The sequence below is a fragment of the Streptacidiphilus jeojiense genome (assembly GCF_000719095.1).
In the GTDB taxonomy this organism is placed as follows: Bacteria; Actinomycetota; Actinomycetes; order Streptomycetales; family Streptomycetaceae; genus Streptacidiphilus; species Streptacidiphilus jeojiensis.
The window spans coordinates 42,309-68,723 of the sequence record NZ_JOEH01000029.1; the positions used below are offsets into that span (position 1 = coordinate 42,309).

Below are 26,415 nucleotides of genomic sequence, written 5' to 3' on the forward strand. Positions count from 1 at the left end.
CTACTCCGGGTACTGCGCGGCCGGCGCCTGCACCGCCAGCCCGGCGGCGTCGGGGCCGTCCGCGTCGCTCTCGCCGAACAGCGTTCCCAGCACCAGCCCGGCCGCGCCCAGGGCGACCACCTGCTCGCCGGCATCGGTGACGGTGACGCCGACCTGCTGCCAGCCGGGGTCCGGGAGCCGCTCGCGGACGACGGCGCCGATCCGGTCGCGGAACAGGTCCGGGTCGGCCAGGACCGCGTCGCCGGCGAGGACGACCTGGGCCAGGTCCAGCAGGCGGACCAGGTTGGCGATCCCCTCGCCGAGCAGGTCGGCGGCCCGGCCGCGGTCGCCGTCCGCCAGCGCGGCCCGGCACAGCGCCTCCAGGCAGCCGTGGTTCCCGCAGGCGCAGCGCGGTCCGCGCGGGTCGATCACCTGGTGGCCGAACTCCCCCGCGTTGGTACGGGCGCCGCGCTGCACCCGGCCGCCGAGGACCAGCCCGGCGCCGAGGCCGTCACCCAGATAGACGAAGGCCCGGTCGGGGGCTCCGGGGCGGCTGAGCACGCCGGCGGTGGTGTCCTTGTCCAGGAACACCGGCAGCCCCAGCCTGGCGGCCAGCTCGGCGCGCAGCGGTATCCCGTTCCAGCCGGGCAGCCCGGTGACCTGGTGCAGCACCCCGGTTCGCTGGTCCAGCGGCCCGGGGCAGGCGACGCCGACGCCCAGGACGCGCTCCCGGGGGAGCTCCGCGATCACCGCCTCGACCTGCGCCGCGATCAGGTCCAGGGTCTGCTGGGGAGTGGCCCCCGAGGGGTCGAAACGGGTCGCGGTGGCATCGACGATCCGGCCGGCGAGGTCGACCAGCACCAGGGTGCTGCCGTGCCGGTGCAGCTGGACCCCGACCACCCAGCGGGCCTGCGGGACCAGCCGCAGCAGGGTGCGCGGCTTGCCCCCGGCGGAGGGGACCCGGCCGGCCGGGGCGATCAGGCCCTCGGCGGCCAGCCGTTGCACGATCTTGCTGATGGCCTGGGCGGTCAGCCCGGTGGCCAGGGCCAGCTCGACGCGGCTGATCTCGTCCGCGGCGCGGATGCGCCCGAGGACGGCGGCGGTGTTGTGGTCGCGCAGCGCGGTGAGGTTGGCCATGACGTCATTATGCAGGCGGCTTGCGACTTAGTCCACACTGTTGCTTTACTAGGGGCATGGCAGATTCCACTTCGCTCTCCCCCGTCCCCGCCGGCCCCGTCCTGCGCGTCGGACTGGTCGGCTACGGTCTGGCCGGCTCGGTCTTCCACGCACCCCTGATCAGCACCACCCCCGGCATGGAGCTCACCGCCGTCGTCACCGGCAACCCCGAGCGCCAGGCCCAGGTCCGCAAGGACCACCCCGGTGCCGCGACCGTCGCCACCGTCGACGAGCTCTGGCCGCTCGGCCTGGACCTGGTCGTGGTCGCCTCCCCCAACCGGACCCACGTCCCGACCGCCACCGCGGCGCTGCAGGCCGGTGTCGGCGTGGTCGTGGACAAACCGCTGGCGGTCACCGCGGCCGAGGGCGAGGCGCTGGCCGCACTCGCCGAGCAGCGCGGACTCCTGCTCAGCGTCTTCCAGAACCGCCGCTGGGACGGCGACTTCCGCACCGTCTCCGAGCTGGTCGGCTCGGGCCGGCTGGGCACGGTGGGCCGGTTCGAGTCGCGCTTCGAGCGCTGGCGCCCCCAGCTCAAGGGCGGCTGGCGGGAGCTGGGCGATCCGGCCGAGGGCGGCGGACTGCTCTACGACCTGGGCAGCCACCTGGTGGACCAGGCGCTGACCCTGTTCGGTCCGGCCGTCGAGGTCTACGCCGAGCTGGACAGCCGCCGTCCGGGCTCCGACGCCGACGACGACGCCTTCGTCGCACTGCTGCACTCCGGCGGCACCCGCTCGCACCTGTGGATGAGCGCCGTGGCCGCCGACCTCGGCCCTCGCTTCCGCGTTCTGGGCAGCGAGGGCGCCTACGTCGTCGACGGCCTGGACGGCCAGGAGGCGGCGCTGCGCGAGGGCCGCACCCCCGCCGACGCCGACTGGGGCGTCACTCCCCCCGAGGAGTACGGCCGACTGGGCGCCGGCGACACCACCGAGCCCTATCCCACCCTGCCCGGGACCTACCAGAGCTACTACGCGGGGATCGCGGCGGCGCTGGGCGGACAGGCACCCGTGCCGGTGGAGCCCAGGGACGCGGTCGCGGCCCTCACCGTGCTGGAGGCGGCCCGCCTCTCGGCCACCGAGCGCCGGACGGTGACGCTGTGACGACGCCGACGGCATCGACCCCGGCAGCGGGCCCCACCACAGCCGAGCTGGAGGCCCAGGAGTCCCGGCTGCAGCTGACCCGCTTCGACAACGACGACGCCTGGCGGCTGGGCTGCCTGCTGGTCGACCTGTGCCGGGAGGCAGGACACCCGGTCGCGGTGGACATCCGCCGCGGCGAGCAGCAGCTCTTCCACTACGCCCTGCCCGGCAGCAGCGCCGACAACGACGCCTGGATCGAGCGCAAGATCCGCGTGGTGCGCCGCTTCGGCGAGAGTTCCTACCTGGTGGGGCAGCGGTTCCGCGACAAGGGCAGCAGCTTCGAGGAGAAGTCCCGGCTCGACCCGGACCGCTTCGCGGCGCACGGCGGCGCCTTCCCACTGCGCATCGTCGACGTCGGCGTGGTGGGCACCGTGGCGGTGTCGGGGCTTCCGCAGATAGCCGACCACCTGATGGTCGTCGAAACCCTGGAGCGCTTCCTCCAGGGGTCCTGACGACATCTCAGTCCTGACGGACCGCTCATCCCAGTGAGCGAGCGGTCTGACCGGTGTCGAGTGCACCGGTGACGGTCACGGCCGCCTGGGGACGGGCTGGGACGGGCAGGGCCATGGTGCGGCTCGGCACCGCGGTGGCCGGGGTGCTCAGGCCGCCCTGGGTGGCCATGCTGACCACGTGTCGGCTTCCGGCCGCCAGCAGGTAGCTGCGCCCGGCGGCCGACCGCCACCAGGTGTCGGCGACCACGTACTGCTCATAGCGGCTGCAGGCGCGCCCCTGGGTCTGTGTGCCGGTGGTGGTCGCCGTCGCGGCGGGGTCGTTGGTCGGCGGCAGGAACTGGGTCGCAGCGGAGCCAGTACCGTCCCAGCGGTCGGCGCGGGTGCAGGTCCAGGCGGCGGTGCCCTGGTTCTCCGGCAGCTGCTGGTCGGCGAACTCCCATGCGTTGACGGACTTGACGTCCTGTCCGCGCAGCGCCGGCAGCGAGCAGCCGAGCCTGCCCCAGTCCACCAGCGCGGCCGAACCGGTGGCCTCGCGCGGGTAGTTGGCCGGGCCGCTCTGCGGGGGCGGAGTGAAGGTGAGGTGGGCGGCGGTGATCCCGCCCAGGTCGGTCAGCAGGAAGGCGTGGTGCTCCGCGATCACCGAGGAGGAGCGCAACTGCAGCACGGGCCAACTGGCGCAGCCCTGGGCGGGCGGGGCGGCGACCTCCGGGGTCAGTCCGTCCACCGGGGCCAGATCCCTGGCCGGAGTGTTCGGGGCCCGCAGGTCGCGCAGTTGCACGGTGTCGACCCATGGCGCAATCAGGAAGCGGTCCCCGGCGGCGGTGCTGCGCAGCAGCACGGCTCCTGCGGTGGTGACGTCCGACTCGTCGCTGCGGGAGAGGTCGAGCTGTTCGCCGTCGCTGCCGGTGGGCCGGTCCGGTCTGGTGTAGCGAGCCAGCTGTGAGCCGTCGTCCAGCAGCACGACCGAGGCACCGTCCACCCGGCCCGCCCACAGCAGGCGCGGTGACTGCACCGGCGGCGCGCTGGTGGTGCCGGGCTCCGCGTGCACCAGTCCGCGTCGGGCCTGCAGTTGTCCCGCCGAGGACCACAGCGTCAGCGCACGGGCGATCAGAGCCTGGTCATGGAGCTGGTCGCCACGGGCGGGCCATGCCGTGAAGTCGATCCTGGCGGTGTGACGCCAGGTGTCATCCGGCACCCGAACCACGGCCGCCACCGCGCGAGCCACCTCGGAGCCGGGTCGAACCGTGGGCAGCGGCGCGGCGGTGGGCCCACCGCCGCCCGGCAGGGTGAGGGCGGCGGCCACGACGGCGGCGACCGCCAGCACCGCGGCAGCGGCGGTCCCCCGCAGTCGACGGCGCCGGCGCAGCAGGTCGGTAGGGCGCGCGTGCACGGTGCACGGGTCGAAGTCGGGTGCCAGCAGCGCCTGGGCGGAGTGGGCCGCGCCCAGCGCCTCGGCCCGTCGCAGCGCGCCGTCGGGGTCCTCGACCCCCGCGACCCGCAGCAGTTCTCCCGCGGACGCCGGGGACAGCTCCTCCAGCGTGAGCAGAGCATAGGCCGCCCGCTCGGCCGGGCTCAGTCCGGCGAGCTCCCGCTCGAGGGCGAGTCCCTCGGTTCCGCTGCTGGCCGGGAACAGCCGCAGGCCCCACACCTGCGGGAGCAGACCAGGGCGTTGAGGAGCTTCGCGCAGGGCGGCAGAAAGCACTGTCGCGCGCAGATGCGCATAGGCAGGATCGATGGGCGCGGACGTGCCTTCGGAGGATCTTCTGGGCGCCGGGACACCGGGCTGACGGGTCCTCAGCAGATCCGGCAGGCGGTTCGGCAGCGCGCGCTGCACCAGCGCGTGCGCCGCCAGGACCCTGCGGTGGCGGTCCAGGCTGCTCGGCAGCACGGTATAGGCCAGGCGCGCGAGCCGGGTGTAGTGCAGCACCAGAACGGCTTCGGCGGAGGCGGGGTCAGGTGGCAACTGAGCGACAGGTGGCGTGCCGGCCGGGGTCGCCGGAACCCGGGCCGCGGGCGCCTGCGGCGTGGGGCGATGGACCTTGGGGCTCCCGGCGGCACGGCTGCTGCGTGGTTTGCGGGTAGCACGGCCCATGGATGGCGCTCCTCGTCGGCGTCGAGTCGCTGCATCGGGAGATCCCCGGCAGCGCGGCTCTGGGCTCAACGAGTGAATAGTGCGATGGTCACTGATGCCGATCGACACCGCTGGGGGCCAGCAGGCCGATCACCGAAAGGGTGCCCCAACCCACCGACACGGCTACGGCTTTGAGTCGGGTGGAGCGGTCCGGCAGGGTAGCTCCCAGCAGCACGGCGTCGCCGAAGTCCGCCGCCACGCGCAACAACGCCGCGGTCGCCAGCGGCGCACCGGCCGGCGCGGTCGCCATCGCCAGCCCGCTGGCGGCGTCGCGCCACCCCAGCGGCCGCAGCGAGACGGCAGTGGCATCAGCGGTGCTGCCGTCGCTGTCGACCAGACCCGACGGCTTGGCCAACAGGTCCGGCCGCAGGGCGACCAGGGCACCGTAGACAGCAGTCGCCACACCGACTCCACGCAGAAGGCTCACATGCACAAGGGAATCCCGTCACCACGAGCAGACGCATACGAATCCAGTTCCTGAAACAGTCTCTCACCAAGGGTTCGGAGCGCAAGGTCCCTTGGATTGGTTTCACATTGAGCCAATTTCAGAACCCGCTCATATGGCGTACTTCTCAACCCCTGACCTGCAGATGTCTATTATTCTCCCCCTTCCCACGGTGCGGTGTCTTGACGGCCGCTGATGACGGCGATTCACTTCCCTTGGTCGCGGCGATTCCGCCGCGAAATGCCAGCCGCACCTTCGGTTCTTCACAGCCGAGTCCCGCTGAGCACCGGCCGATCGGCACGCCGTTCTTCGCACTTTCTCTGCTTCTTTTCTCTTCTTCCTCCGAGGAGCACCCATGCCCGTCGACACACCCATGCCCACCTCCGACTCCGAGTCGGGCCTCTCCCGGCGCGGTCTGATCAGGAACGCGGCAGCAGCGGGCGCCACCGGCCTGGCCGCCGGCGTGCTGGTCAACGCCATGGCCGGTTCTGCACAGGCGCACGAGCCATCCCCCGGACAGGGCCCGGAACAGGGCGCGGCAACGACCGTCGCGGATGCCTCCGCGCCCCTGATCGTCCATGTGCGCGACGCCCGCACCGGCGAGATCGACATCTTCCACGGCGAGGAGCACCGCTCGGTCCAGGACCGGAAGTTGGCGGCCGCGCTGCTCCGCGCCGCCGACTGAGACAGCGCCCGCCCGCCCCTCCCGCAGCATCCGCCACCACCAGCGAGGAACCCTCATGTCGTCCCACCGCGAAGCCCCCGAGATCTCCAAGGACCCGGTGGCGGACAGCACCGACGTCTACGCCTTCGTCAGCCCCGACGCCTGCGACACCGTCACTCTGATCGCCAACTACATCCCGCTGCAGGGTGCGGCGTCCGGGCCGAACTTCTTCGAGTTCGGCGACGACGTCCGCTACGAGATCCACATCGACAACACCGGTGACGGCCGCCCCGACGTCACCTACCAGTTCCAGTTCACCACCCACCTGCGCAACCAGGACACCTTCCTCTACAACACCGGGCCCATCGCCTCACTGGACTCCCCCAACTGGAACCGGCACCAGACCTACACCCTGACCAGGGTCGAGGCCGGGGGCCGTACCACGGTGCTGGGCCGCAACCTGGCCTGCCCGCCGTGCAACATCGGTCCGCTGTCCACCCCCGACTACCCATCCCTGGCCGCGGCGGCGGTGCACACCCTCGGCAGCCGCAAGGTCTTCGCCGGACAGCGCGCCGAAGGGTTCTACGTCGACCTCGGCTCGATCTTCGACCTGGGGAACCTGCGCCCGTTCCAGCAGTTGCACAACCAGTTCGGCCTGAACGCCTTCACCCAGCCCGCCCCGGGCGTGAACACCACCAACGAACTGAACGTGCACAGTCTGGCTCTGCAGGTCCCGATCGCCGACCTCACCCATCGCGGCTGGCACGGCAGCGACGTCGCCAACCCGGCCGCCACCATCGGCGTCTGGACGACTGCCAGTCGCCGCCAGGCCCGCGTGATCTCCCCGCGCAGCGGCCACGACGTGGAGTCCGGTCCCTACGTGCAGGTCTCCCGACTCGGCAATCCGCTGTTCAACGAGGTCCTGGTGCCCATGGCCAAGAAGGACCTGTGGAACTCGCTCACCCCGGCCGACGACAAGCAGTTCGCCTCCTACGTCGCCAAGCCCGAGCTCGCCAACCTGCTGCCGGTGCTCTACCCCGGGGTCTTCCCCCAGCTGGACACCCTCAACAAGTCCGGCAAGCCACGCGCCGATCTGCTCGCGATCCTGCTCACCGGTATCCCCAGCGGCGTGGTCCCCGGCTTCCAGAACTTCACCGGCGCCACCCAGGCCGACATGCTGCGCCTGAACGTCGCGGTGCCCCCGGCCACGCAGCCGAACATCCTGGGCCTGGTGGCCGGCGACGCCGCCGGGTTCCCCAACGGGCGCCGGGTCTTCGACGACGTGGTCACCGTCGAGCTGCGTGCCATCGCCGGGGTGACCGTACCGCTGGTCGACAAGACCTACACCCCGGACGGCGCCGCCGGGGCGGTCACCGACGGGCTGACCCCGGCGGACGTCAAGAACCCCTACCTGGACCACTTCCCGTACCTGGGCGTGCCCTACGACGGCTACCACAACCCGTCCTGAGCCCTGTCCGGATGCCGAGCGGCCGGGCCGGCTCCGGCCCGGCCGCTCGGCCCGCGTCCCCTCCCTGCCCCCTCCCTGCCCCCTCCCTGCCACCCCTCCCCGCCGACGCCACCCGGAGGCCGACATGACCGCTGCACACACCCACGAGCACCCACACCCTCACCCACACGAGCACGCGCCACTGCCCGCCCCTTCCCGCGAAGGCAGCGTCGTCCTGGAGATCGGCGGCGACCTCGGCGCACTGATCATCCACACCGGCCCCGAGCAGGACGGCCTGGAGATCGAGGTCGGACCGGTGGACGACCCGTCGGGCCGCCGCACCCACGCCGCGGTGCGCCCGCGCCATCTCGCTGGACGTACCGTGTACTGCGCGGTGATCTCACCGCTGCGGTCCGGGGACTACACGGTCTGGCGGGACGAGGCGACGCCCGCCGGGACGGTACACGTCCCGCAGGCCGGAGTCGCGGAGCACCGCTGGGTCTGAGCACCGGTACCGGACAGGTCGACCCCGGGGAGCGGCGATGGCGGACACACGGCAGGCGGCGGAGCACGACGCGGTCCGCTGGCGCGGCGCGCCGGTGGAAGGGCAGCCGCAGGCAGCGGTGCTGCTGCTGCACGGCGGCCGGGCCGACGGGCTCCAGGCTCCCGGGGAGCGCAGCCCGGCAAGGCTGCGGATGCGTCCGTTCGTGACGGCGGTGGAGCGGGCCGTGCGCCCGCATCCGGTGGCCGTCGGCGAGGTGGTCTACCGGGTGCGCGGTTGGAACGGGGAGCGCGCCGACGCGGCGGTGGACGCTGTGGCGGCGCTGGATCAGGTGAAGGCCGAACTGGGTCCGGTCCCGGTCGTCCTGGTCGGGCATTCGATGGGCGGGCGCGCGGCGCTGTACGCGGCGGCCGAGCCGCAGGTCACCGGCGTGGTGGCGCTCGCGCCCTGGTGCGTACCCGGGGATCCCTGGCAGCAGTTCCAGGGCAAGTGCCTGGTCGTGCTGCACGACGTCTCCGACAAGGTCACCGATCCCGCGGCCTCACGCGCCTTCGCGGCCGCGGCACGCGCCGCCGGTGCCCGGGCGTGCGAGTACCAGGTGCACGGCAGCGGCCACGGCATGCTGCGGCGGGCCGGGGACTGGCAGGCCGTCAGCACCCGGATGGTGCAGGGGATGCTGGGCCTGTGCCCGTTCCCCGAGCAGGTCGCGGCCGCGCTGGCCCTGCGAGGCGAGGCCCCCGGCGGCCTGGACCTGCGGCTGCCGCACCGCCGGGAGCTCTCCTAGCTCGAGCGTTCTAAAGGCTCCTGGCCTGCCGGAACCGGGACAGTGACGCGTCCAGGGCGACGATCGGCTCGGGGTAGTCCAGCCTGGCCCGGGTCGGTGCGGGGAGCAGCCAGGGGCGGTGCACGGCCGCTCCGGGCACACTCGCCAGCTCCGGGACCCAGCGCCGGACGTAGCCGCCGTCCGGGTCGTAGCGCTGTGCCTGGCGCAGCGGGTTCAGTACCCGGTTGGGGCGGGTGTCGGTGCCGGTGCCGGCCACCCACTGCCAGTTGAGCTGGTTGTTGGCCACGTCGGCGTCGACCAGGTGGTGGGCGAAGTGGGCCGCGCCGGCGCGCCAGTCCAGGTAGAGGGTCTTGGTGAGGAAACTCGCGGTGATCATCCTGGCCCGGTTGTGCATCCACCCCTCGTGCAGCAGCTGCCGCATTCCCGCGTCGACCAGCGGATATCCGGTGCGGCCTGCACACCAGGCGGCCAGGTCGGCGGCGTCGGTGCGCCAGCGGTCGCCGCGCGGGCGGTAGTCGTGGGTGGCCGCGTCGGGTCTGGCCGCGAGCAGTTGGTGGTGGAAGTCGCGCCAGGCGAGCTGGCGCAGGAACGCCTCGGCGCCCGGTGTCCCGGTGGCGCCTACGGCGTGGGCGACCTCGGTGGCGGACAGGCAGCCGAAGTGGAGGTAGGGCGACAGGCGTGAGGTGGCGTCACCGGGCAGGTCGTCGTGGAGTTGGTCGTACCGCGCCGAGCAGGAGTCCAGCCACTTCCAGAGTCGGCGTCGGCCGTTGCCCTCTCCGCCCAGGGGCAGGCCCGGTGCGACGCCGTCCTCGGTCAGCAGCCCGACGACCTGATCCAGCGACAGGCCCGTCACCCCGTCGGGCAGATGCAGCGTGCCCGGGGCGGGCAGCGGTTCGCGGCGCGGGACCAGGGCCCACTGGCGGTGGTAGGCGCCGAAGACGGCGTAGTGGTCGCGGCCGAAGGGCAGCACCGCGCCCGGCGCCACGATGGTGGCCACGGTCTCGTGGACCACCAGACGGTCGCCGAGGGCCTTGCGCAGCTGTGCCTCCCGGCGCTGGGCGAAGGCGCTGGCGTCCGCGGCGACGTGGACCCGGGCCGCGCCGACCGCTTCGGCGAGCCGTGCGGTCTCGGTGGCGGTGTCGCCCCGCAGCACGATCAGCCGGCTGCCGAGCTTGCGCAGCGACCGGTCCACATCCACCAGGCAGTCGGCCAGGAAGGCGGAGCGGTTGGGTGGGGCGAGGCCGGCTCCGTGGACGGCGTCGTCGAGGACGAACAGCGGCACCGTCCCTCGGTGGGCCGCGGCGGCGTGCAGCACGGGACTGTCGTGCATGCGCAGGTCGCAGGTGAGCAGGGCGATGGAGACGCCGTCGTGCACTAGCTGTCCTTCCGGTGGTGACCGCGCGCGCCTCTGGGCGGCAGCGGGACGAAGCCGCTGGTTCGAGCGGCGTAGTCGGCATAGCCGGGCTTGGTGGACTGCAGCTGCCGTTCCAGCATGGGTTTGCCGCTGCCGTTGACCAACAGGTAGCTCATGACCAGGGGTGCGACCACGGTGGCCAGGCCGAGCGGCGTGTCGGCCGCGAGCAGGAACAGGCCCCACCAGACGCAGGCGTCGCCGAAGTAGTTGGGGTGGCGGGTGTAGCGCCACAGGCCGGTGTCCAGGACCTGGCCGCGGCGCACGGGGTCGGCCCGGAACCGGGTCAGTTGGTGGTCGCCGACCGCCTCGAAGCCGAGGCCGAGCGCCCACAGCGCGGTGCCGGCCCAGGCAGCCGGCCCGGGCGGGTGCGGCACGAACAGGGCGACCTGGACCGGCAGGGAGACCACCCAGACCAGGGCTGCCTGCAGCAGGTAGACCATCCGCAGCGCGTACCAGGTGCGTCGCCCGGGCGCGGCCTTGGCGAGCAGCCGTTGGTAGCGCGGGTCCTCGGGGTGGCCCCGGCCGCGCTGCCAGATGTGCCCGGCCAGTCGCAGGCCCCAGATCAGGACCAGCACCAGTGTGAGCAGCCGTCGGCCGGGGTCGCCGTGTCCGGCGGACAGTGCGTATCCGGTCAGTGCGACCGCGCAGAACGCCAGTCCCCAGGCCACGTCCACCACCCTGTGCAGACCACGGCGCACCCCGACGGCGAAGGCCGCCAACAGCACCGCGAGCGCCGCTGCGAGGCAGGCCACCGTGGAGACCAGCAGGGCTCCGCCGTCGATCCCGTTCACGACCGGTGCCCGCCGTCCGGGACGTCGCCCTCCCGGGTCAGCAGCAGTTGTTGGACATCCAGGTAGCCGCTGCGGAATCCGGCCTCGGAGTAGGCGAGGTAGAGGGTCCACATGCGTTGGAACACGCTGTCGAAGCCGAGGGCGGCGACCTCGTCGGCGCGGGCGGTGAAGCGCTCCCGCCACAGCCGCAGGGTTTCGGCGTAGTGGGCGCCGTAGCCGTGACGCTCGGTCAGACTCAAGCTGGTGTGCCGGGCCAGGGTGGTGCGCACCGCCTCCACCGAGGGCAGCAGGCCACCGGGGAAGATGTACTTCTGGATCCAGGTGAAGGTGCGCAGGCTGGCCAGCATCCGGTCGTGCGGCATGGTGATGGCCTGCAGGGCGATCCGGCCGCCGGGGGCGAGTACCCGGTCCAGGGTGGCGAAGTAGGCCGGCCAGTAGTCGCGGCCGACCGCCTCGACCATCTCCACGCTGAGCACGGCGTCGAACTGCCCGGTCGCTGAGCGGTAGTCGCACAGCCGTACCTCGACCCGGTCGGCCTGGCCTGCGGCGGCGATCCGCTCTTCGGCCAGGCGCTGCTGCTCCTCTGACAGGGTGAGGGTGACCACCTCGGCGCCCCGCGCGGCCGCGCGCAGGGCGAGCTCGCCCCAGCCGGTGCCGATCTCCAGCACCCGGGTGCCGTGCCCGACCCCGGCCAGGTCCAGCAGACGGTCGATCTTCCGGTGCTGAGCGGGTGCCAGCAGGTCCCAGGAGGCCGCGGGCGTCCCGTCGGGGCCGGTCGCGAACAGTGCCGAGGAGTAGGTCAGGGTGGGATCGAGGAACAGCGCGAACAGTTCGTTGGACAGGTCGTAGTGCGCCTGGATGTTGCGCCGGGCGTTCTCCGGGGTGCCGAGCTGCTCGGCCGGACGGCGCGGGGTGAACCAGCGGCGCAGCCACTGCAGTCGCGGCGGTACCAGGGTCCCCGGGGAGGCGGCCAGTACGGTGAGCAGCGCGATCAGGTCCGGTGAGTCCCAGTCGCCGGCCTGGTAGGACTCGCCGAAGCCGATCAGCCCGCCGGCGCCGACCCGTTGGAAGAAGTCGCCGGGCGCCCGCAGCCGCAGTACCGGGGCGTCCGGGGGCGGTGGCGTCCGGTTGAGCAGTGCTCCTCCGGGCAGTTGGACCCGCAGGCCCAGACGGCGGGCGACGTGGCGCAGCAGCAGTTCGGCGGCGCGGGCCCGCAGCGGGGAGGCCGGGACGGTGGCGACGTCGGGCCAGCGCCGGGGATCCGCGCCCCGGTGGTCGCGCTGCTGGGGCGCGCTGCCGTGGCGCTGGGCCGTGGACGGCTGGGTCATGGTGCGGTGACTCCTTGCTGGTGCGGGTGGTGCGGTCGGGGCTGGACGGGCAGCCCGCGCAGGTACATCCGGATGCCCTGAATCCGGATGTGGGCGGAGACCGCAAGGGTGGACAGCGGGTGGCGCAGGGCGGCGCGCAGCAGCGATGCGGGTGCGGCCGACTGCCGTCTACCCCGCACGGTGGCGGTGAAGGGGCGCCCGTTCGGGTGATCGAGGTGCATGGTCACCGTCAGCCGCTCGTCCGGCAGCGGGACCGCCATCCGGTAGCGGCCCTCGGTGCCGAAGAACGGGGAGACGTAGAACTCCTTGGGCACCTCGGCCCGGCCCTCGGCGTCGGGCCGCAGCAGGTAGCAGTGGCGTTCGCCGTAGGTGTTGCAGACCTCGGCGACGGTGCACACCGGCGTCCCGCTCCGGTCGTGGCACCAGTAGAGCGTGAGTGGATTGAACACATGGCCGAGGCTGCGGGCCTGAGTGAGCATCAGCACCCGCCCGCCGTCCAGGTCGGTCCCGTTGGCGGCCAGGTAGGCGTCGAGGTTGCCGCGCAGCGTGCCGCGGGGGTCGCCGAGGTGGTCCCGGGCCTCGAAGCGCGCCAGCGGGCGCAGCGGCCTCGGGATCCGCGGCAGCGCGTCGAGGTCGACCAGCCACAGGTAGGTGCTGTGGTGGAAGGACCGGCGCACCGGCACGCTGCGGACATGGGTGATCCGGCAGTCGTAGAGGGCGGCTCCCCAGGGGCTGTGCGAGCTGCCGCCGGGCCTGTTCATGCCCGCACCACCGCGGCCAGGGAGTGGGCCGCCTCGACGCCGGAGCGGCAGCCGTCCTCGTGGAAGCCCCAGCCGTGGTAGGCGCCGGCGTAGGCGGTGCGGCCGGTGCTCAGCGCGGGCAGGCGCTGCTGGGCGGCGCGCGACTCGCGGGTGTACACCGGGTGCTCGTAGACCGTGCGGGAGACGACGTGCTCCTCGGCGATCGGGTTCGCGGGGTCCTCGTTCAGGGTGACCAGGTAGTCCTCGGGGGTGTCCAGCCGCAGCAGCCGGTTCAGGTGGTAGGTGACCCGGACTTGGTCGGAGCGATCCACGCAGGAGGTCATCTGGTAGTTCCAGGAGGCCCGGGCCCGGTGCGCGCGCGGCAGCAGCGCGGTGTCGCGGTGCAGCACGGCGGGGTTGTAGGAGTAGCCGAAGGCGCCCAGTACCGCGTGCTCCTCGCCGCTGGGGTCGGCGAGGAGCCGCAGGGCCTGGTCCGGATGGGTGGCCAGGACCACCGCGTCGTACTCGGCCGGCGCCCGGTCCGCGGCGCTGATCACCACCCGGTCGCTGTGCCGGCGCACGGCGCGCACCGGCGCCCGGGTGTGGACTGCGGCGAGCCTGGCGGCGATCCGCTCGACATAGGTGCGCGAGCCGCCGCTGACGGTGCGCCAGGTGGGCGAGCCGGTGACGGCGAGCATGCCGTGGTTGTCCAGGAAGGCGAACAGGTAGCGGGCCGGGTACTCGCGGGCCAGGTCGGGGGCGCAGGACCAGACCGCGGACACCAGCGGGGTCAGGAAGTGCGCGGCGAAATAGGGCGAGAAGCCGCCCTGGGCCAGGAACTGGCGCAGGGTCAGCGCGTCGGCGGCCGGGTCCGCGGAGGCCAGCAGTCCGCGGGCGAGCCGGTGGAAGCGCGGGATCTCGGTGAGCATCCGCAGGTAGCGCGGGCGCGCCAGCGAGCCGGCCTGGGCCAGCAGCCCGGCCGGCCCCCGGGCGCCGGCGTACTCCAGTCCGCAGCTCAGGCAGCGCACCGACATGCTCATCTCGGATTCCTGGGTGGGGATCCCGAGTTCGTCGAACAGGCGGACCAGGTGCGGGTAGGTACGGCGGTTGTGCACCAGGAAGGCGGTGTCCAGGGCCAGGTCGGAGCCGTCGGCGGCGCGCACGTCCTGGGTGTGGGCGTGGCCGCCGAGCCGGGTGTCGGCCTCGTACAGGGTGACCCGTGCGCCGCGCCGGGTCAGCTCGTAGGCCGCGGTGAGCCCGGCGACCCCGCTGCCGACCACAGCGACGCCGCGGCCCTCCGCTCCCCCGCCATGGCGCCGCCGCGATCCGTACCCCGTGGGGCGCGCCACCGGTGTGCCCACTCCGACGTTCTCGGTCATGCCGCACATCCCTGCGCTCCGGGCGGACGGCGTGTGCGCCGGCCGCGGCCTCTCCCCCTGCGCGGGTGATTCGGCGCCGCGGCGGCTGCGGATTGGTCCGGTCGGGATCGGGCGGTGCGCTGCGGCGCTCAGTTGTCCTGGGAGACGGCCTGGTCGTACAGGGTCTGGACCTTGTCGCCGAAGTACGGGCTGTAGGAGACGTCGTCGGTGTCCCCGCCCTCCTGGTAGCCGCCGATGACGCCGATGACCGTACCGGTGCGGGTCTTCTGGTCGAAGGAGGAGAGCCAGGGGCTGCCGCTGGTGCCCCCGGGGAAGCCGGTGCAGGCGATCTTCATCTGGGTGTCGCTCTGCTTGGTGGTGGTGTTGAAGCAGGAGATCGGCGCGCTGGCGTCGGAGGGGTAGCCGGTGATCCGGACCACCTGGCCGAAGCCCTTGTTGACCCCGAGCGTGTCGCCGCCCAGCACGTCCTGGATCTTCTTGCCGTCCAGCGGGCCCAGGGCCACGAAGGCGACGTCCATGTCCGGGTCGGAGGAGTCGATCCAGCTCTGGTCCACGAAGATCTTCGTGATCGGCCACTCCCCCTGCAGGGCGTTGCCGTCCCGGTACTCGGGCACGAACACCAGGTCGCTGCCGTAGCTGCCGCCCTTGCCGCTGTGGACGCAGTGCGCCGCGGTCAGCAGCAGGTTCTTCCCGGCGCTGTTGACCACGCTGGCGGTGCAGAAGTGGTCACCGTTCACATCGTGGTCGAAGATCGCCCCGACCCTGGCGTTGACGCTGGTGGACTTGGCCGGGTGCGAGGTGCCGCCGTGCTTGGCCAGCGCCTCCTGCAGCCGCTCCTGGGACCAGGCCGACGGGCTGCCGCTGACCTCCTGCCCGATCACCGTCGGCGTCACCGACGCGGAGCCGGAGCCCGCGCTGGAGCTCGAACTCGAACAGGCCGATGCCAGCAGCACCAGGACGCCGCCCAGGACCGCCGCCGAGCCCCCGCCCGGCCGCCGCTTTCGCGCCGTCGTGATTCGCTGCATGGCGTCCGACCTCATTCCGCTGGCCTGTGAGCTGCTGCTTTCCCCGATCCTGCCCGGCCGGTCGGACGGCTGCGCCCCAGGTCGCCCGTACGGGTGAGCGCACCGGCCGCGTACGGGAGGACGGGGACGGCCGGTCAGCAGCCGGCGCAGGCTCAGCGGCTGGCGAAGCGCAGCAGGGTGACCGTGGGCCGCCGGTTGCGCAGCACCGGCAGCCGCTCCACCCGGGGAGCCGCCGTCCCCCACAGCAGGCCGCGCCCCGGCGGCAGTTCGACCGGCCTGATCTCGGCGACCGCCGGATGCGCGGTGGCCAGCGCGGGCCGCTGGCGCGCGTTCATCCGCCAGGGCATCGGCGGAAGCCGGTAGCCGCGGGCGACCGGCGGGCCGCGCCGCGCCGCGGGGTCGGCGGGCCGTCCCGGCGTCCTGGGGACGGCGTCGAACACCAGGCCGCCGCCGGGGAAGTGCTCGGCGCAGCTCGCGATCAGGTCCCTGACCTCGGGCGGCCGGAAGTACATCAGCAGCCCCTGGGCCAGCACCAGGACGCCCCTGGCCGGGTCGATCCCCGCGGTCCAGGCCGGATCCCTGGCGTCGCAAGCCAGGGTGTGCTGCCGCGAACCGTGCGGCAGCAGCGAGTGGCGCACCGCCAGCGGCTCGGGCAGGTCCACCGTCAGCCAGGAGACCCGGCCGTTGTCGCAGCGCCAGAAGGCGGTCTCCAACCCCTCGCCCAGGGAGACCACGGTGCCGTCCGGATAGGCGTCCAGGAACTGCCGCACCACGGAGTCGAAGCAGGCGGCGCGCAGGGCCAGGGCCTGGGCGGCCAGCGGGTGCGGATGGCCGAAGCGCTCGGTGAACGCGAATCCGCCGGTCTCCGCCACGGCCTCCACCAGGGCCACCGCCTCGGGGTCCGGCAGCACGGTGTCGGGGCGGCGGGCCTCGGCGGCGCGCTGGTAGAGCGTCCACAGCATGGTCTCGGGCACCCCGTCCAGCGCGACGGCCGTGTTCGCTGCCATGGACGGCCTCCTGTCCTGCCGGGGGATGCCTGGACATCCGCTGCCCAGATGTACGCACTGTTCCCATGGTGGACCGGGTGGCCGCGGATCACCCCTGGTAGGCGTGCGTCTGGGTGGCCTTCACGGCGGCCCAGACCTCGCTCCCCTCGGCCAAGCCCAGTTCGGCGACCGCGCCCTGGGTGAGGTCGGCGGTGATCCGCAGCTCGCCGACCAGGTCCAGCCGGACCTGGTCGCCGTGCAGTTCCATCCCCGCGACCACGGTCCGCCACAGGTTGCGGGCGCTGGTGTCGGGGCGGGTGCGGTGCACGGTGACGGCGGACGGCGGGAAGGCCACGAAGACCGCGCCGTCCGCGCTGTCGGCGGTGGTGACCGCCACCGGCCCGGAGGCCGCCTCGACCCGGACCTCGTGGCCGTCGGCGGTGCCCCGGAACAGGTTGAGGCCCACCAGGCGGGCGATGTAGTCGCTGCGCGGGTGGCGGGCGATCTCGGCGGGCGCCCCGTCCTGGACCACCGCGCCGTCCTCGATGACGGTGATCCGGTCAGCCAGCACCATCGCGTCCAACGGATCGTGGGTGACCAGGACCGCGACGGCGTCGAACTCGGCCAGGTGGCGACGCAGCTGGGTGCGCACGTCCAGCCGGGTGCGGGCGTCCAGGGCGGCCATCGGCTCGTCCAGCAGCAGCAGCCGCGGGCGCGGGGCCAGGGCCCGGGCCAGGGCCACCCGCTGGGCCTGGCCGCCGGAGAGCGAGCGGGGGCGGGCGGCGGCGTGCTCGGCCAGGCCGACCCGTTCCAGCCAGGCGGCGGCCTCGGCTCGGGCGGCGGTCTTGGCGCCGCGCCAGGGGCCTCCGTGTCCGGGGCCGCTGCGGGTGCGCAGCCCGAAGGCGACGTTGTCGAGCGCGCTGAGGTGCGGGAAGAGCAGGTAGTCCTGGAACACCACGCCCACCGGGCGTTCCTCGGTGGGGACCCGCAGCCGGGCTGCGGGTTCCTCCAGGGTGCGGCCGTCCAGGGTCAGCCGTCCGGCGTCGAGCGGGGTCAGTCCGGCCAGCGCGCGCAGGGCGGTGGTCTTTCCGGCGCCGTTGGGTCCGAGCAGGGCGAGCACTTCGCCGGGGCGGGCGCGCAGGGTGACGTCCAGTCGGAAGCCGGCGCCGGCGGCGTCCCGGGGCGGGCGCGCCACGACCAGGTGCGCGTCCAGGCCGTCCGCGTCGGCGTCAGCGGCGGTGGGGGCGACGTCGGGGTCGGTCATGCCGGGCCTCCGGTCCAGCGTCCGCGCAGGCCGACCAGGACCAGCACGGAGACGACGAGCAGGACCAGGCTGAGGGCGATCGCGGTGGCCGGGTCGTCCTGCAGGGCCAGGTAGACGGCCAGCGGCATGGTCTGGGTGGTGCCGGGGAAGTTCCCGGCGAAGGTGATGGTGGCGCCGAACTCGCCCAGGGCCCTGGCCCAGGCCAGCACGCTGCCGGCGGCGATGCCGGGGGCGACCAGCGGCAGGGTGACCCGGCGGAACGCGGTGAAGCGCGAGGCGCCCAAGGTCGCGGCGGCCTCCTCGTAGCGCGAGTCGGCGCCGCGCAGCGCTCCCTCGACGCTGAGCACCAGGAAGGGCATGGCGACGAACGCCTCGGCCACCACCACCCCGGCCGTGGTGAACGGCAGGGTGATGCCGAAGGCGGAGTCCAGCCAGCGGCCGACCAGGCCGTTGCGGCCGAAGACCAGCAGCAGTGCGACGCCGCCGACCACCGGCGGCATCACCAGCGGGACGGTCACCAGGGTGCGCAGCAGGGAGCGTCCGGGGAACTCGGTGCGGGCCAGCAGCCAGGCCATCGGCACGCCGAGGAGCAGCGAGACGGCGGTGGCGGCGGTGGCGGTGATCAGCGAGAGCCGCAGTGCGGGCCAGACCGTGCCGTCGCCCAGGACGCTGCCCATTCCGCTCCAGGGCGCCCTGACCAGCAGACCGACCAGGGGCAGCACCAGGAACGCCAGCCCGACGACGGCCGGGAGCAGCAGCGCCACCGGGACGGCGCCGGCCCGCCGGCGCCGCCAGGGGCGGCCGCGGCGGGTCGGCGCCGAGCTGATCACGTCGTCCGCGGGCAGGTGGCGTCCGGTCACGGCGCCTGGAAGCCGGCGGCGGCGAGTTCCTGCTCTGCGGGGGCGGAGAGCACGAAGGCAGTGAAGGCCGCGGCTGCGGCGCTGTTGGTGGCGTGGGTCAGCGGGGCGATCGGGTAGCTGGTGACGGCCTGCTGGGCGGCCGGGAAGTCGACGCCGACGACCTTGCCCTTGGAGCCCTGGACGTCGGTGCGGTAGACCAGCGCGGCGTCGACCTCCTTGAGCTCGACCTTGGTGAGGGCGCTGGTGACGTCCTGCTCGTAGGTGACCGGCGTGACCGTGACCTTGGCGGCGGCCAGGGCCTTGACCGCGGCGGCGCCGCAGGGGACGGTCTTGGCGCACAGCGCGACCTTGACCGAGGAGGAGGAGAGCTGCTGCAGCGTGGTGATCCCCTTGGGGTTGCCGGGGACGACCGCGATCTCCAGGCTGTTCTTGGCGAAGTTCACCGGCGCGGCCGCGTTGTCGCCGGCCTTGGTGACGGTGGCCATGGTGGCGGTGCTGGCCGAGGCGAAGACGTCGGCGGGGGCGCCGGAGACGATGCTCGCCGCGAGGGTGTCGCTGCCGCCGAAGTTGAAGGTGACCGTGGTGCCGGGGTGGGCCGCTTCGAACTCCTTGCCGAACTGGGTGAAGGTGTTCTTCAGCGAGGCGGCGGCGAAGACGATGACCTTGCCGGTGATCGCGGGCGACGCCGAGGCGCTCGCCGATCCGGCGGCCGGGGTAGAGGCCGTGGCCGAGGACGACGCGGTGGTGTTGCCACTGGAGGAGCAGGCAGTCAGTGCGAGCAGGGCCGCGGCGGCTGTGGCGCCGAGAGTGGCAGTGCGCAGACGGGTGTTGGCCATGGCGGGTGTACCCCCTGGGGTGAAGGTCGGTCAGGAACGTTCGACGACCACGTTGGTCGACTTGATCACAGCGACGGCGGGGACTCCGGGCTCCAGCCGCAACTCCTCGGCCGACTCGCGGCTGATGAGCGAGACCACCCGGAAGGGCCCTGCCTGGATCTCCACCTGCGCGGCCACGTCACCGAGCTGTACGTCGGTGACGATGCCGCGGAAGCGGTTGCGGGCGGACGAAGGGAGTCCTTCCGCGGCCGTGGTCTCGGAGCGCGCCAGTTCCCTGGCGAAGGCCGCAAGCTGGGCGCCCGGGACGATGCGGTGGCCGTGCTCGTCGCGTTCGGCGGCGAGCCGGCCGGCGTCGACCCAGCGGCGCATGGTGTCGGAGCTGACACCGAGCAGGGCCGCGGCCTCTCCGATCCGGTAGCTGTTCACATGACGATCATCTTGTCGCATCTGCTATCCCCTCGTCACTCGTAGCATTGCACAGGCCAGTTCGGAGCTGCGAACCTCCTCGCATGTGCGAGCCCCCAGACGGGTGGGTCGCCGGGGGCGGGTCCGCGGACCTGCTCGGCTCCATGATCACCGACGGGTGACGGCTGTGTGCCCGCGACGCTAGGTTGGTCTCTGTTGACACGTGACACGGGGGATCTCGGTGATGGAACAGCAGGCCGTCCGCAGGGCCCGGCGCTCGGTGTCGGCGGTCTTCGCCGTGCACGGGGCGGTGGCCGGCAGTTTCGCCACCCGGATCCCCTGGATCAAGGACGACCTCCACCTCAGCGCCGGAGCGCTGGGGCTGGCGCTGGTCGCCCCCGCGCTCGGCTCCTCGCTGGCCATGCCGCTGGCCGGACGGCTGGTGCACGCCCGCGGCCACCGCTCGGCCGTGCGCCTGCTGATCGTCCTGTTCTGCTCCACGCTGGCGCTGCCGGCGCTCTCCCCCGACCTGCCGGTGCTGGCGCTGGCGCTGCTGCTGTTCGGGGCGGCGGCCGGCACCGCGGACGTGGCGATGAACGCCCAGGGGGTGGAGGTCGAGGAGCGGATGGGCCGCTCGATCATGTCGGGGCTGCACGGGATGTGGAGCGTCGGCGGGCTGCTGGGCTCGGCGGTGGGCGCGCTGGCGGCCGGGCAGGGCTGGGACGCCCGGATCCACCTCGCGGTGATGGCGGTCGTGCTGATCGGCGTCGGCCTGCTGGCCTGCCGGGGGCTGCTGGACGTGCGGCCCGAGCCGGAGGCGGAGGCTCCGCCGCGGTTCGCGCTGCCGCCGCGCTCGGCGCTGGCCATCGGCATGGTGGGTTTCTGCGCGGTGTTCGCCGAGGGGGCCAGCGGCGACTGGAGCGGGGTGTACCTGCACGGCACCGCCGGGGCCTCGGCCGGGGTCGCGGCGGCCAGTTACACGGCCTTCGCCTGCACCATGGCGGCCAGCAGGCTGGCCGGCGACGCGGTGGTGCGGATGCTGGGCGCGGTGCGCACGGTGCGGATCGGCGGGATCGTCGCGGTGGCCGGCGGGGTGCTGGTGGTGGTCTCGCGGACGCCGCTGCCGGCCATCGCCGGGTTCGCCCTGCTGGGGATCGGCATCGCGGTGGTGGTCCCGCTGTGCTTCGCCGCGGCCGGCCACAGCGGCGCCAATCCCAGCCGCGCCATCGCCGGGGTGGCCACCGTCACCTACACCTCGGGCCTGGTGGCGCCCGCGACCGTGGGCACCATCGCCCAGGCGACCTCGCTGCCGGTCTCCTTCGGCGTGGTCACCGTGCTCGCGGTGGGGCTGATCGTCGGGGCCGGGGTGCTCGCGCCCGCGGCGCGCGCCGGAGCGGCGGCAACCGGCGGAACACCGGGCGCTGACGCCGCTTCGGATTCCACGAATCGTCAGGACCGGTCAGAAATATCGGAAACTCGGTAGCAGCGCAATCACCCCAGCCGCGATGATGGGGCGCACAGCGCGGCGCGGGGGCGCGCAGGGATCCTCGGGGGTGGATCGGCAGTGGCGAAGACGGCTACAAAGACAGCGACTTGGACCGCGTTTTGCCGCAGGCGATTCGGGAATGCTGCCCGCGTCTGACGTGGCACAACCGGACTGTTGGGGAAGTCAGCAGTTTCAGTGAACGGGTTTTAGTACATCCGTTCGAATGGAACCAACAGATTCGATCGCGCGTCCGAACAGAACGTCAGATCAGTTGATACAAACGGCGCGCCGAAGCATCCGTACGGGTGCTATGTCGGTGATCAATGCGATACTCGGACAGCACGGTGGGACTGTCCAGAAACACCGGGCACGGAAATAACACGGGGCAGCAGGACGGATGGGGAGGTACGGCATGGGAGCAGCACTGCGTGACGACTACCGCGGGTGGCTGGCGCCCTCCGGGAACTATCCGGTGGCGGTGCCCGACTACGAAGAGCCCTGGGACTCTCCCGAACTGGTCCCGGCACCGCACGCGCCGCAGATCACCTCGGTGCGCCCGACCGGCTTCGAGTCGGCACGGATCATCGGTGAGCACGTCCGGGTCGGCACACCGGTGATCATGGACCTCACCGAGATGACCGACGGCGACGCCAAGCGCCTGGTGGACTTCGCCTCCGGGCTGACCTTCGGCACCCGCGGCAGCATCGAGCGGATCGCCCGCCGGGTGTTCCTGCTCGCGCCGCCCGAGGTCGAGGTCCTGGTGATCGACGGCGCCGACGACAGTTCGGGCTTCTACAACCAGAGCTGACCGCCGCGACCAGAACACTGCGACCCGACCGGGGCCGATGACCGTCGGCCGTCCGTTGTCAGTGGTGCTCCGTAGGCTGGTGGCCCAGGGTTTCCCCCTGGGCCACCAGCCTTTTTCTGATCCGGAGCAGGGGTGATCGCGACCATGTGGGTGCTGCACGGACTGTGGCGGGCCGACCGGCGGCTGGCCCTGTGGGCCGAGGACGGCACCGCCCACCAGGGCCGCTACGGCGTTGACCCGGTCGCGGTCCGCGGCCTGCTGGCCGCGGTCGGCCCGGGCCTGGAGTGGCTGGTCGAACAGGCCGAGCCCGGCGAGTGCGCACTGCTGCTGCCCACCCGCGAGGGCGTGCCGCTGCCCTCCCCCGAACTGGTCGGCCCGCTGCGCGGCGGCTCCCCGGCCGGAGTGAGCCTGCTGCCCTGGCGGGTCCCCTGCTTGCTGTTCACCCCCGTGCAGGCGGCGCAACTGCTCGGCGAGCTCCACGACCCCGGGAACGCGGTGCTGCAGCCGGACCTGCCGGGCGCCGGGCCGGTCGAGGCCCCCTACGGCGCCTCGCTGCGCTGGCTGACCCGGGTGCACGACCTGGCCTGGCGCCTGGTCGGCCGCGGCCGGGTGCTGCCGGGCCTCGCGGACCGGGAGCCGGGCGACGGGTCGAGCACCGAGCCGGGTCCGTGGGCGCGCTGGGTCCCTGCGGCCGACGCGGCCGCCCGGCGCGAGGCCGCGGCGCTGGCGGCGGACTGCCCGCCGGTGTGCCGCGCCGAGGCACCGGCGGCGGGTCCTGGGAGCGACACGTCCGGGAGCGGGGGCGGACGCACCGGCGCCGCCCTGGTGACAGAACTGCTGGCCGTTCTGGTCGACTGCGAGGTGCGCGCGGTGCTGTCGGAGCGCTCCGGCCTGCTGCCGCAGAGCCGCGGCCGCAGCCGCCCCGCGGCGACCGCCGCCGAACGCTGGCTGGCCGCGCTCACCTCCCCCAGCGGGCAGGTACTGGGCGCCGACCGGGCCGAACTGGCCCTGGTGGAATCCCGGCTGACGGCCTGGCACCGATCAGCCACCGCCGAGCGCGGGCCGCTGCGGCTGGTCTTCCGGCTGGCGGAGCCGTTCGAGGACGGCTGGGATCCGGGGGCCGCTGCCGACCTGGTCGCAGGCGCCGGACGGACCATGTCTCAAGCTAAGCCTGAGGTTGACCCCAACCCTGAGGTCGACGGTGAGACCGACCGGGCCGAGGACGACCACTGGCTACTGGAACTGACCCTGCAGTGCCGTGACGACCCCTCAGTACGGGTCGACGCCGCCCAGCTGTGGGAGGGCGGAGCGGCCGCCGCACCACTGCTGCGCCTGGTCGACCGACCGCACCAGGCCTTCCAGGCCGAACTGGAGCGGGCCGTCCAGTGCTGCCCGGAACTCGATCCGCTGCTGGAGCAGCACCGGCCCAGCCGACTGGGCCTGGACCGGGCCGGAGCGCTCGCCTTCCTGCGCGACACCGCCCCGGCACTGGCCGGCGCCGGTTTCGGGGTGCTGCTGCCGGTCTGGTGGGCCCGGCCGCCCACGCTCGGCCTGGCACTGACCGGCGGCGCCGTCCAAGCCGGAGTGGTCGAACGCGAGAGCCTGCTCGCCCGCGAGGACCTGGTCGAGTTCCGCTGGAGCGCGGCCCTGGGCGGCGAGCCCATCAGCGACGAGGAACTCAAGGAACTGGCCGCCGCCAAGCACACGCTGGTCCGCATCCGGGGCCGCTGGTTCGAGGCCGATCCGGCCAGGATCGCCGCCGCGGCCGCCTTCCTGGCCCGACGCGCCGAGGGACTGATGGCACCGGGCGAGCTGCTGCGGATCGCACTGGACGGCAGGGAGCCGGGCACCGGACTGCCGGTGCTGTTCACCGACGCCGAGGGCCGCCTCGGCGAACTCCTCCGCCAGGTCCGCCCGGCCCTGGACGCCGCGGACGACACCGCAGACGCCTCGGACGCCCCCCCGGCAGGGGCGGACCGGGCCGCCGCGAAAGGCCTGTCCCCCGAGCCGGTGGCGCTGCCCACCGACTTCGGCGCGGTGCTGCGCCCCTACCAGGAGCGCGGCCTGGCCTGGCTGGTGTTCCTGTCACGGCTGGGCCTGGGCGGGGTACTGGCCGACGACATGGGCCTCGGCAAGACCGTGCAGACCCTCGCGCTGCTGGCGGTCGAGCACGCCGAGGCGGCGGCGCGCGGCCGACGTCCCGGCCCGACGCTGGTGGTCTGCCCCATGTCGCTGGTGGGCAACTGGACCCGGGAGTGCGCCCGCTTCGCCCCGGCCCTGCAGGTCCACGTCCACCACGGCTCCGGTCGCGCCGACGGCGCCGGACTGGCCCGCGCCGTGGCCGGGGCCGATGTCGTGATCACCACCTACGGCCTGGTCCAGCGGGACTTCACCGCCCTGCGGGCGGTGGCCTGGCGCCGGGTGGTGGCCGACGAGGCGCACCACATCAAGAACGGCGCCACCCAGCAGTCGCGGGCGATCCGCGAACTCCCGGCCCTGCAGCGGCTAGCCCTGACCGGCACCCCGGTGGAGAACCGGCTCGCCGAGCTGCACTCGGTGCTGGACTTCGCCAACCCGGGGCTGTTCGGGTCGGCCGAGGGCTTCAAGGAGCGCTACTCGGTGCCCATCGAACGCAACGCCAGCCGCCGGGCCACCGCCGACCTGCTGCGCCGCACCCGCCCCTTCGTGCTGCGCCGCTCCAAGACCGACCCGCTGGTGGCGGCCGACCTTCCCGGCAAGCAGGAGATGACGGTGCTGTGCAATCTGACGGCCGAACAGGCCGCCCTCTACCAGGCGGTGGTCGAGGACCTGCTGGCCCGGATGGAACGCGCCAGACTCGACCCGGGCCACACCGTGCAGCGGCGCGGCCTGGTCCTGGCCGCACTCACCCGGCTCAAGCAGATCTGCAACCATCCGGCGCACTACTCCGGCGAGGGCGGGGCGCCGGGCCGTCCTCCTCAGCTCTCCGGCCGCTCCGGAAAGCTGGCCCGGCTGGAGGACACCCTGGAGGAGGCGCTGGCCGAGGGCGACCGCACACTCTGCTTCACCCAGTACACCGAGTTCGGCGCGCTGCTGCAGCCCTACCTGGCCGAGCGGCTGGACAGCGAGGTGCTGTTCCTGCACGGCGGGATGACCAAACGTCAGCGCGACGCCGCCGTGGACCGCTTCCAGGACCCCGACGGCCCCTCGGTGTTCCTGCTGTCGCTGCGCGCCGGCGGCGTGGGGCTGAACCTGACCGCGGCCAACCAGGTGATCCACATGGACCGCTGGTGGAACCCGGCGGTCGAGGACCAGGCCACCGACCGCGCCTTCCGCCTGGGCCAGCAGCGCGACGTACAGGTGCGCCGCTTCGTCTGCGTCGGCACGGTGGAGGAGCGGGTGGACGCCATGATCGAGGAGAAGCGGGCCCTGGCGGACGCGGTGGTCGGCTCGGACGAGAGCTGGCTGGGCGACCTCGGCGACCTGTCGACGGACGCGCTGCGTGAGGTGCTCGCGCTGACGGAGGACGCGGTGAGCGAGAGATGAGCGCGGACGATGCGGGCACGGGCGGGGGTGCGGGCACGACCCCTGGTGCGGATGGTGCCTGGTCGCGGCGGTTCCTGGCCCGGCTGGAGGCGCTGGGGGTGTTCCGGATGGAGCAGCTGGCCCCGCCGGTCCCCCAGGTCTCCGAGCTGACGGTGTCCGCGGGCCTGGTCGGGGCCCGGGTGGCCGGCTCCGACGGGCGCGGTTTCGACGTCTGGGTCGAGCTGCCGGTGTTCGACGCCCGGCAGTGGGCCAGGGCCGAGCAGGCCCTGAGTCAGGACGGCGAGGTCAGGGAGGCGCTGCTGGACGGGGAGTTCCCGCCGGATCTGGAGGGCGTACTGGCCCGGGCCGGCCTGTCGCTGCTCCCGGTGCGCGCGTCGGATCTCGCGCTGGAGTGCTCCTGCCCGCAGTGGTCGGCCTGCCGGCATCTCGCGGCGGTGCTCGGCGCCATGGCGGCGGCCTTCGACGCCGATCCGTTCCTGCTCACCGCCTGGCGCGGACGCGACCACCAGCGGTTGCTGCGGCACCTGGCCCAGCGCCGCGCGGCGGCCGAGGACCCGGTGGCGGCCACCACCCTGGCGATACCGGAGCTCCCACTGGAGCAGCGCCTCGACGACTTCTGGACCGAGGGCGAGCAGCACCGGGCACTGTCCGCCGACCAGGACGGCACCGCCGGTGCGGCACCCGAGCAGCTGGGGTCCTCCGGGATCCTGATCCGCGGAAAGTCCCTGGAGACGCTGCTGCTCCCCGCCTACGAGTCCTTCATGGACTGAAGGGCCGCTCGCCCGGCTCGACCCCACCCGGGGGAGACAATCTTGTATCTGATGAGACATGGCTATCGCACTTGCGCTAGCA

Annotated in this window: 24 protein-coding genes; 10 read left to right on the forward strand and 14 right to left on the reverse strand. The window is 73.4% G+C overall.

Annotated features, from left to right (window positions below; all coding sequences use genetic code 11):
* Complete coding sequence (locus tag IF29_RS0132675; protein ID WP_051726319.1) at positions 1-1,116, reverse strand: ROK family transcriptional regulator; 1,116 nt, start codon at positions 1,114-1,116, stop codon at positions 1-3.
* 56 nt (positions 1,117-1,172) lie between these two features.
* Between IF29_RS0132675 and IF29_RS0132680 the strand changes: the two genes are divergently transcribed.
* Together IF29_RS0132680 and IF29_RS0132685 are read left to right on the forward strand one after the other, a co-directional pair.
* Entirely contained in the window at positions 1,173-2,252 is a 1,080-nt protein-coding gene (locus IF29_RS0132680; protein WP_051726320.1) for a Gfo/Idh/MocA family oxidoreductase, read from the forward strand.
* A complete protein-coding gene (locus tag IF29_RS0132685) occupies positions 2,249-2,743 on the forward strand; it encodes a heme-degrading domain-containing protein (RefSeq protein ID WP_030262640.1) in 495 nt (164 codons plus the stop codon). Before IF29_RS0132680 ends, IF29_RS0132685 begins: the two co-directional genes overlap by 4 nt.
* A gap of 25 nt (positions 2,744-2,768) precedes the next feature.
* Here IF29_RS0132685 and IF29_RS0132690 read toward each other — a convergent pair whose 3' ends face one another.
* Positions 2,769-4,835: a hypothetical protein gene (locus IF29_RS0132690; protein ID WP_157624038.1), complete on the reverse strand. Its 2,067-nt coding sequence runs from the start codon at positions 4,833-4,835 to the stop codon at positions 2,769-2,771.
* Between the two features lie 88 nt (positions 4,836-4,923).
* Positions 4,924-5,307 carry a hypothetical protein gene (locus IF29_RS0132695; protein WP_030262645.1) on the reverse strand — a complete coding sequence of 128 codons (384 nt, stop codon included), beginning with the start codon at positions 5,305-5,307 and terminating at the stop codon, positions 4,924-4,926.
* Between the two features lie 367 nt (positions 5,308-5,674).
* Between IF29_RS0132695 and IF29_RS42575 the strand changes: the two genes are divergently transcribed.
* The 4 genes from IF29_RS42575 (at position 5,675) to IF29_RS42580 (ending at position 8,716) form a co-directional block, all read left to right on the forward strand.
* Positions 5,675-6,004 (forward strand): hypothetical protein, encoded by a 330-nt coding sequence (locus tag IF29_RS42575; RefSeq protein WP_037597447.1) that lies wholly within the window; start codon positions 5,675-5,677, stop codon positions 6,002-6,004.
* A gap of 55 nt (positions 6,005-6,059) precedes the next feature.
* On the forward strand, positions 6,060-7,451 hold the full coding sequence (locus IF29_RS0132705) for a DUF4331 domain-containing protein (RefSeq protein WP_030262648.1): 1,392 nt from the start codon (positions 6,060-6,062) through the stop codon (positions 7,449-7,451).
* Positions 7,452-7,575: 124 nt separating this feature from the next.
* Entirely contained in the window at positions 7,576-7,935 is a 360-nt protein-coding gene (locus tag IF29_RS0132710) for a hypothetical protein (protein WP_198037617.1), read from the forward strand.
* 37 nt (positions 7,936-7,972) lie between these two features.
* Positions 7,973-8,716 carry an alpha/beta fold hydrolase gene (locus IF29_RS42580; RefSeq protein ID WP_084715339.1) on the forward strand — a complete coding sequence of 248 codons (744 nt, stop codon included), beginning with the start codon at positions 7,973-7,975 and terminating at the stop codon, positions 8,714-8,716.
* Between the two features lie 10 nt (positions 8,717-8,726).
* Here the strand turns inward: IF29_RS42580 and IF29_RS0132720 are convergent, their stop codons facing one another.
* The 11 genes from IF29_RS0132720 to IF29_RS0132770 form a co-directional block, all read right to left on the reverse strand.
* Positions 8,727-10,091 (reverse strand): cryptochrome/photolyase family protein, encoded by a 1,365-nt coding sequence (locus tag IF29_RS0132720; protein WP_030262656.1) that lies wholly within the window; start codon positions 10,089-10,091, stop codon positions 8,727-8,729.
* The gene (locus IF29_RS0132725) at positions 10,091-10,921 is read right to left on the reverse strand and encodes a DUF1295 domain-containing protein (RefSeq protein ID WP_051726322.1); all 831 of its coding nucleotides are present in this window, start codon (positions 10,919-10,921) and stop codon (positions 10,091-10,093) included. Before IF29_RS0132725 ends, IF29_RS0132720 begins: the two co-directional genes overlap by 1 nt.
* Complete coding sequence (locus tag IF29_RS0132730) at positions 10,918-12,249, reverse strand: class I SAM-dependent methyltransferase (protein ID WP_030262659.1); 1,332 nt, start codon at positions 12,247-12,249, stop codon at positions 10,918-10,920. The genes IF29_RS0132725 and IF29_RS0132730 overlap by 4 nt, the downstream gene beginning before the upstream one ends.
* A complete protein-coding gene (locus IF29_RS0132735) occupies positions 12,246-13,010 on the reverse strand; it encodes a DUF1365 domain-containing protein (RefSeq protein ID WP_051726323.1) in 765 nt (254 codons plus the stop codon). The genes IF29_RS0132730 and IF29_RS0132735 overlap by 4 nt, the downstream gene beginning before the upstream one ends.
* Positions 13,007-14,368 (reverse strand): NAD(P)/FAD-dependent oxidoreductase, encoded by a 1,362-nt coding sequence (locus IF29_RS0132740; protein ID WP_084715343.1) that lies wholly within the window; start codon positions 14,366-14,368, stop codon positions 13,007-13,009. Before IF29_RS0132740 ends, IF29_RS0132735 begins: the two co-directional genes overlap by 4 nt.
* Before the next feature lie 128 nt (positions 14,369-14,496).
* Positions 14,497-15,393, reverse strand: a complete 897-nt coding sequence (locus IF29_RS42585) for a trypsin-like serine peptidase (protein WP_051726337.1) — start codon at positions 15,391-15,393, stop codon at positions 14,497-14,499.
* A gap of 152 nt (positions 15,394-15,545) precedes the next feature.
* On the reverse strand, positions 15,546-16,400 hold the full coding sequence (locus tag IF29_RS0132750; protein WP_030262668.1) for a class I SAM-dependent methyltransferase: 855 nt from the start codon (positions 16,398-16,400) through the stop codon (positions 15,546-15,548).
* 88 nt (positions 16,401-16,488) lie between these two features.
* The gene (locus tag IF29_RS0132755) at positions 16,489-17,643 is read right to left on the reverse strand and encodes an ABC transporter ATP-binding protein (protein ID WP_030262671.1); all 1,155 of its coding nucleotides are present in this window, start codon (positions 17,641-17,643) and stop codon (positions 16,489-16,491) included.
* Positions 17,640-18,488 carry an ABC transporter permease gene (locus IF29_RS0132760; protein ID WP_051726338.1) on the reverse strand — a complete coding sequence of 283 codons (849 nt, stop codon included), beginning with the start codon at positions 18,486-18,488 and terminating at the stop codon, positions 17,640-17,642. Before IF29_RS0132760 ends, IF29_RS0132755 begins: the two co-directional genes overlap by 4 nt.
* 11 nt (positions 18,489-18,499) lie before the next feature.
* Complete coding sequence (modA, locus tag IF29_RS0132765; protein ID WP_037597448.1) at positions 18,500-19,339, reverse strand: molybdate ABC transporter substrate-binding protein; 840 nt, start codon at positions 19,337-19,339, stop codon at positions 18,500-18,502.
* 30 nt (positions 19,340-19,369) lie between these two features.
* Positions 19,370-19,786, reverse strand: coding sequence for a TOBE domain-containing protein (locus tag IF29_RS0132770; RefSeq protein WP_198037619.1), 417 nt, complete (start codon positions 19,784-19,786; stop codon positions 19,370-19,372).
* A 202-nt stretch (positions 19,787-19,988) separates the two neighbouring features.
* Here IF29_RS0132770 and IF29_RS0132775 point away from each other — a divergent pair, with 202 nt between their 5' ends.
* From IF29_RS0132775 to IF29_RS0132790, 4 genes are all read left to right on the forward strand, one after another.
* The gene (locus IF29_RS0132775; protein WP_051726324.1) at positions 19,989-21,227 is read left to right on the forward strand and encodes an MFS transporter; all 1,239 of its coding nucleotides are present in this window, start codon (positions 19,989-19,991) and stop codon (positions 21,225-21,227) included.
* A 415-nt stretch (positions 21,228-21,642) separates the two neighbouring features.
* On the forward strand, positions 21,643-22,038 hold the full coding sequence (locus IF29_RS0132780; protein WP_051726325.1) for a cell division protein SepF: 396 nt from the start codon (positions 21,643-21,645) through the stop codon (positions 22,036-22,038).
* A 132-nt stretch (positions 22,039-22,170) separates the two neighbouring features.
* The gene (locus IF29_RS0132785) at positions 22,171-25,563 is read left to right on the forward strand and encodes a DEAD/DEAH box helicase (protein ID WP_051726326.1); all 3,393 of its coding nucleotides are present in this window, start codon (positions 22,171-22,173) and stop codon (positions 25,561-25,563) included.
* Entirely contained in the window at positions 25,560-26,333 is a 774-nt protein-coding gene (locus IF29_RS0132790) for an SWIM zinc finger family protein (protein WP_030262692.1), read from the forward strand. The genes IF29_RS0132785 and IF29_RS0132790 overlap by 4 nt, the downstream gene beginning before the upstream one ends.
* Positions 26,334-26,415: the final 82 nt, after the last annotated feature.

Excerpts from the sequence above, each read along its gene's own strand:
- IF29_RS0132675 (WP_051726319.1), bottom strand. The coding sequence starts at position 1,116 with ATGGCCAACCTCACCGCGCTGCGCGACCACAACACCGCCGCCGTCCTC.
- IF29_RS0132680 (WP_051726320.1), top strand. The coding sequence starts at position 1,173 with ATGGCAGATTCCACTTCGCTCTCCCCCGTCCCCGCCGGCCCCGTCCTG.
- IF29_RS0132690 (WP_157624038.1), bottom strand. The coding sequence starts at position 4,835 with ATGGGCCGTGCTACCCGCAAACCACGCAGCAGCCGTGCCGCCGGGAGC.
- IF29_RS42575 (WP_037597447.1), top strand. The coding sequence starts at position 5,675 with ATGCCCGTCGACACACCCATGCCCACCTCCGACTCCGAGTCGGGCCTC.
- IF29_RS0132705 (WP_030262648.1), top strand. The coding sequence starts at position 6,060 with ATGTCGTCCCACCGCGAAGCCCCCGAGATCTCCAAGGACCCGGTGGCG.
- IF29_RS0132710 (WP_198037617.1), top strand. The coding sequence starts at position 7,576 with ATGACCGCTGCACACACCCACGAGCACCCACACCCTCACCCACACGAG.
- IF29_RS42580 (WP_084715339.1), top strand. The coding sequence starts at position 7,973 with ATGGCGGACACACGGCAGGCGGCGGAGCACGACGCGGTCCGCTGGCGC.
- IF29_RS0132730 (WP_030262659.1), bottom strand. The coding sequence starts at position 12,249 with ATGACCCAGCCGTCCACGGCCCAGCGCCACGGCAGCGCGCCCCAGCAG.
- IF29_RS0132735 (WP_051726323.1), bottom strand. The coding sequence starts at position 13,010 with ATGAACAGGCCCGGCGGCAGCTCGCACAGCCCCTGGGGAGCCGCCCTC.
- IF29_RS0132740 (WP_084715343.1), bottom strand. The coding sequence starts at position 14,368 with ATGACCGAGAACGTCGGAGTGGGCACACCGGTGGCGCGCCCCACGGGG.
- IF29_RS42585 (WP_051726337.1), bottom strand. The coding sequence starts at position 15,393 with ATGCAGCGAATCACGACGGCGCGAAAGCGGCGGCCGGGCGGGGGCTCG.
- IF29_RS0132750 (WP_030262668.1), bottom strand. The coding sequence starts at position 16,400 with ATGGCAGCGAACACGGCCGTCGCGCTGGACGGGGTGCCCGAGACCATG.
- IF29_RS0132755 (WP_030262671.1), bottom strand. The coding sequence starts at position 17,643 with ATGACCGACCCCGACGTCGCCCCCACCGCCGCTGACGCCGACGCGGAC.
- modA (WP_037597448.1), bottom strand. The coding sequence starts at position 19,339 with ATGGCCAACACCCGTCTGCGCACTGCCACTCTCGGCGCCACAGCCGCC.
- IF29_RS0132770 (WP_198037619.1), bottom strand. The coding sequence starts at position 19,786 with ATGCGACAAGATGATCGTCATGTGAACAGCTACCGGATCGGAGAGGCC.
- IF29_RS0132775 (WP_051726324.1), top strand. The coding sequence starts at position 19,989 with ATGGAACAGCAGGCCGTCCGCAGGGCCCGGCGCTCGGTGTCGGCGGTC.
- IF29_RS0132780 (WP_051726325.1), top strand. The coding sequence starts at position 21,643 with ATGGGAGCAGCACTGCGTGACGACTACCGCGGGTGGCTGGCGCCCTCC.
- IF29_RS0132790 (WP_030262692.1), top strand. The coding sequence starts at position 25,560 with ATGAGCGCGGACGATGCGGGCACGGGCGGGGGTGCGGGCACGACCCCT.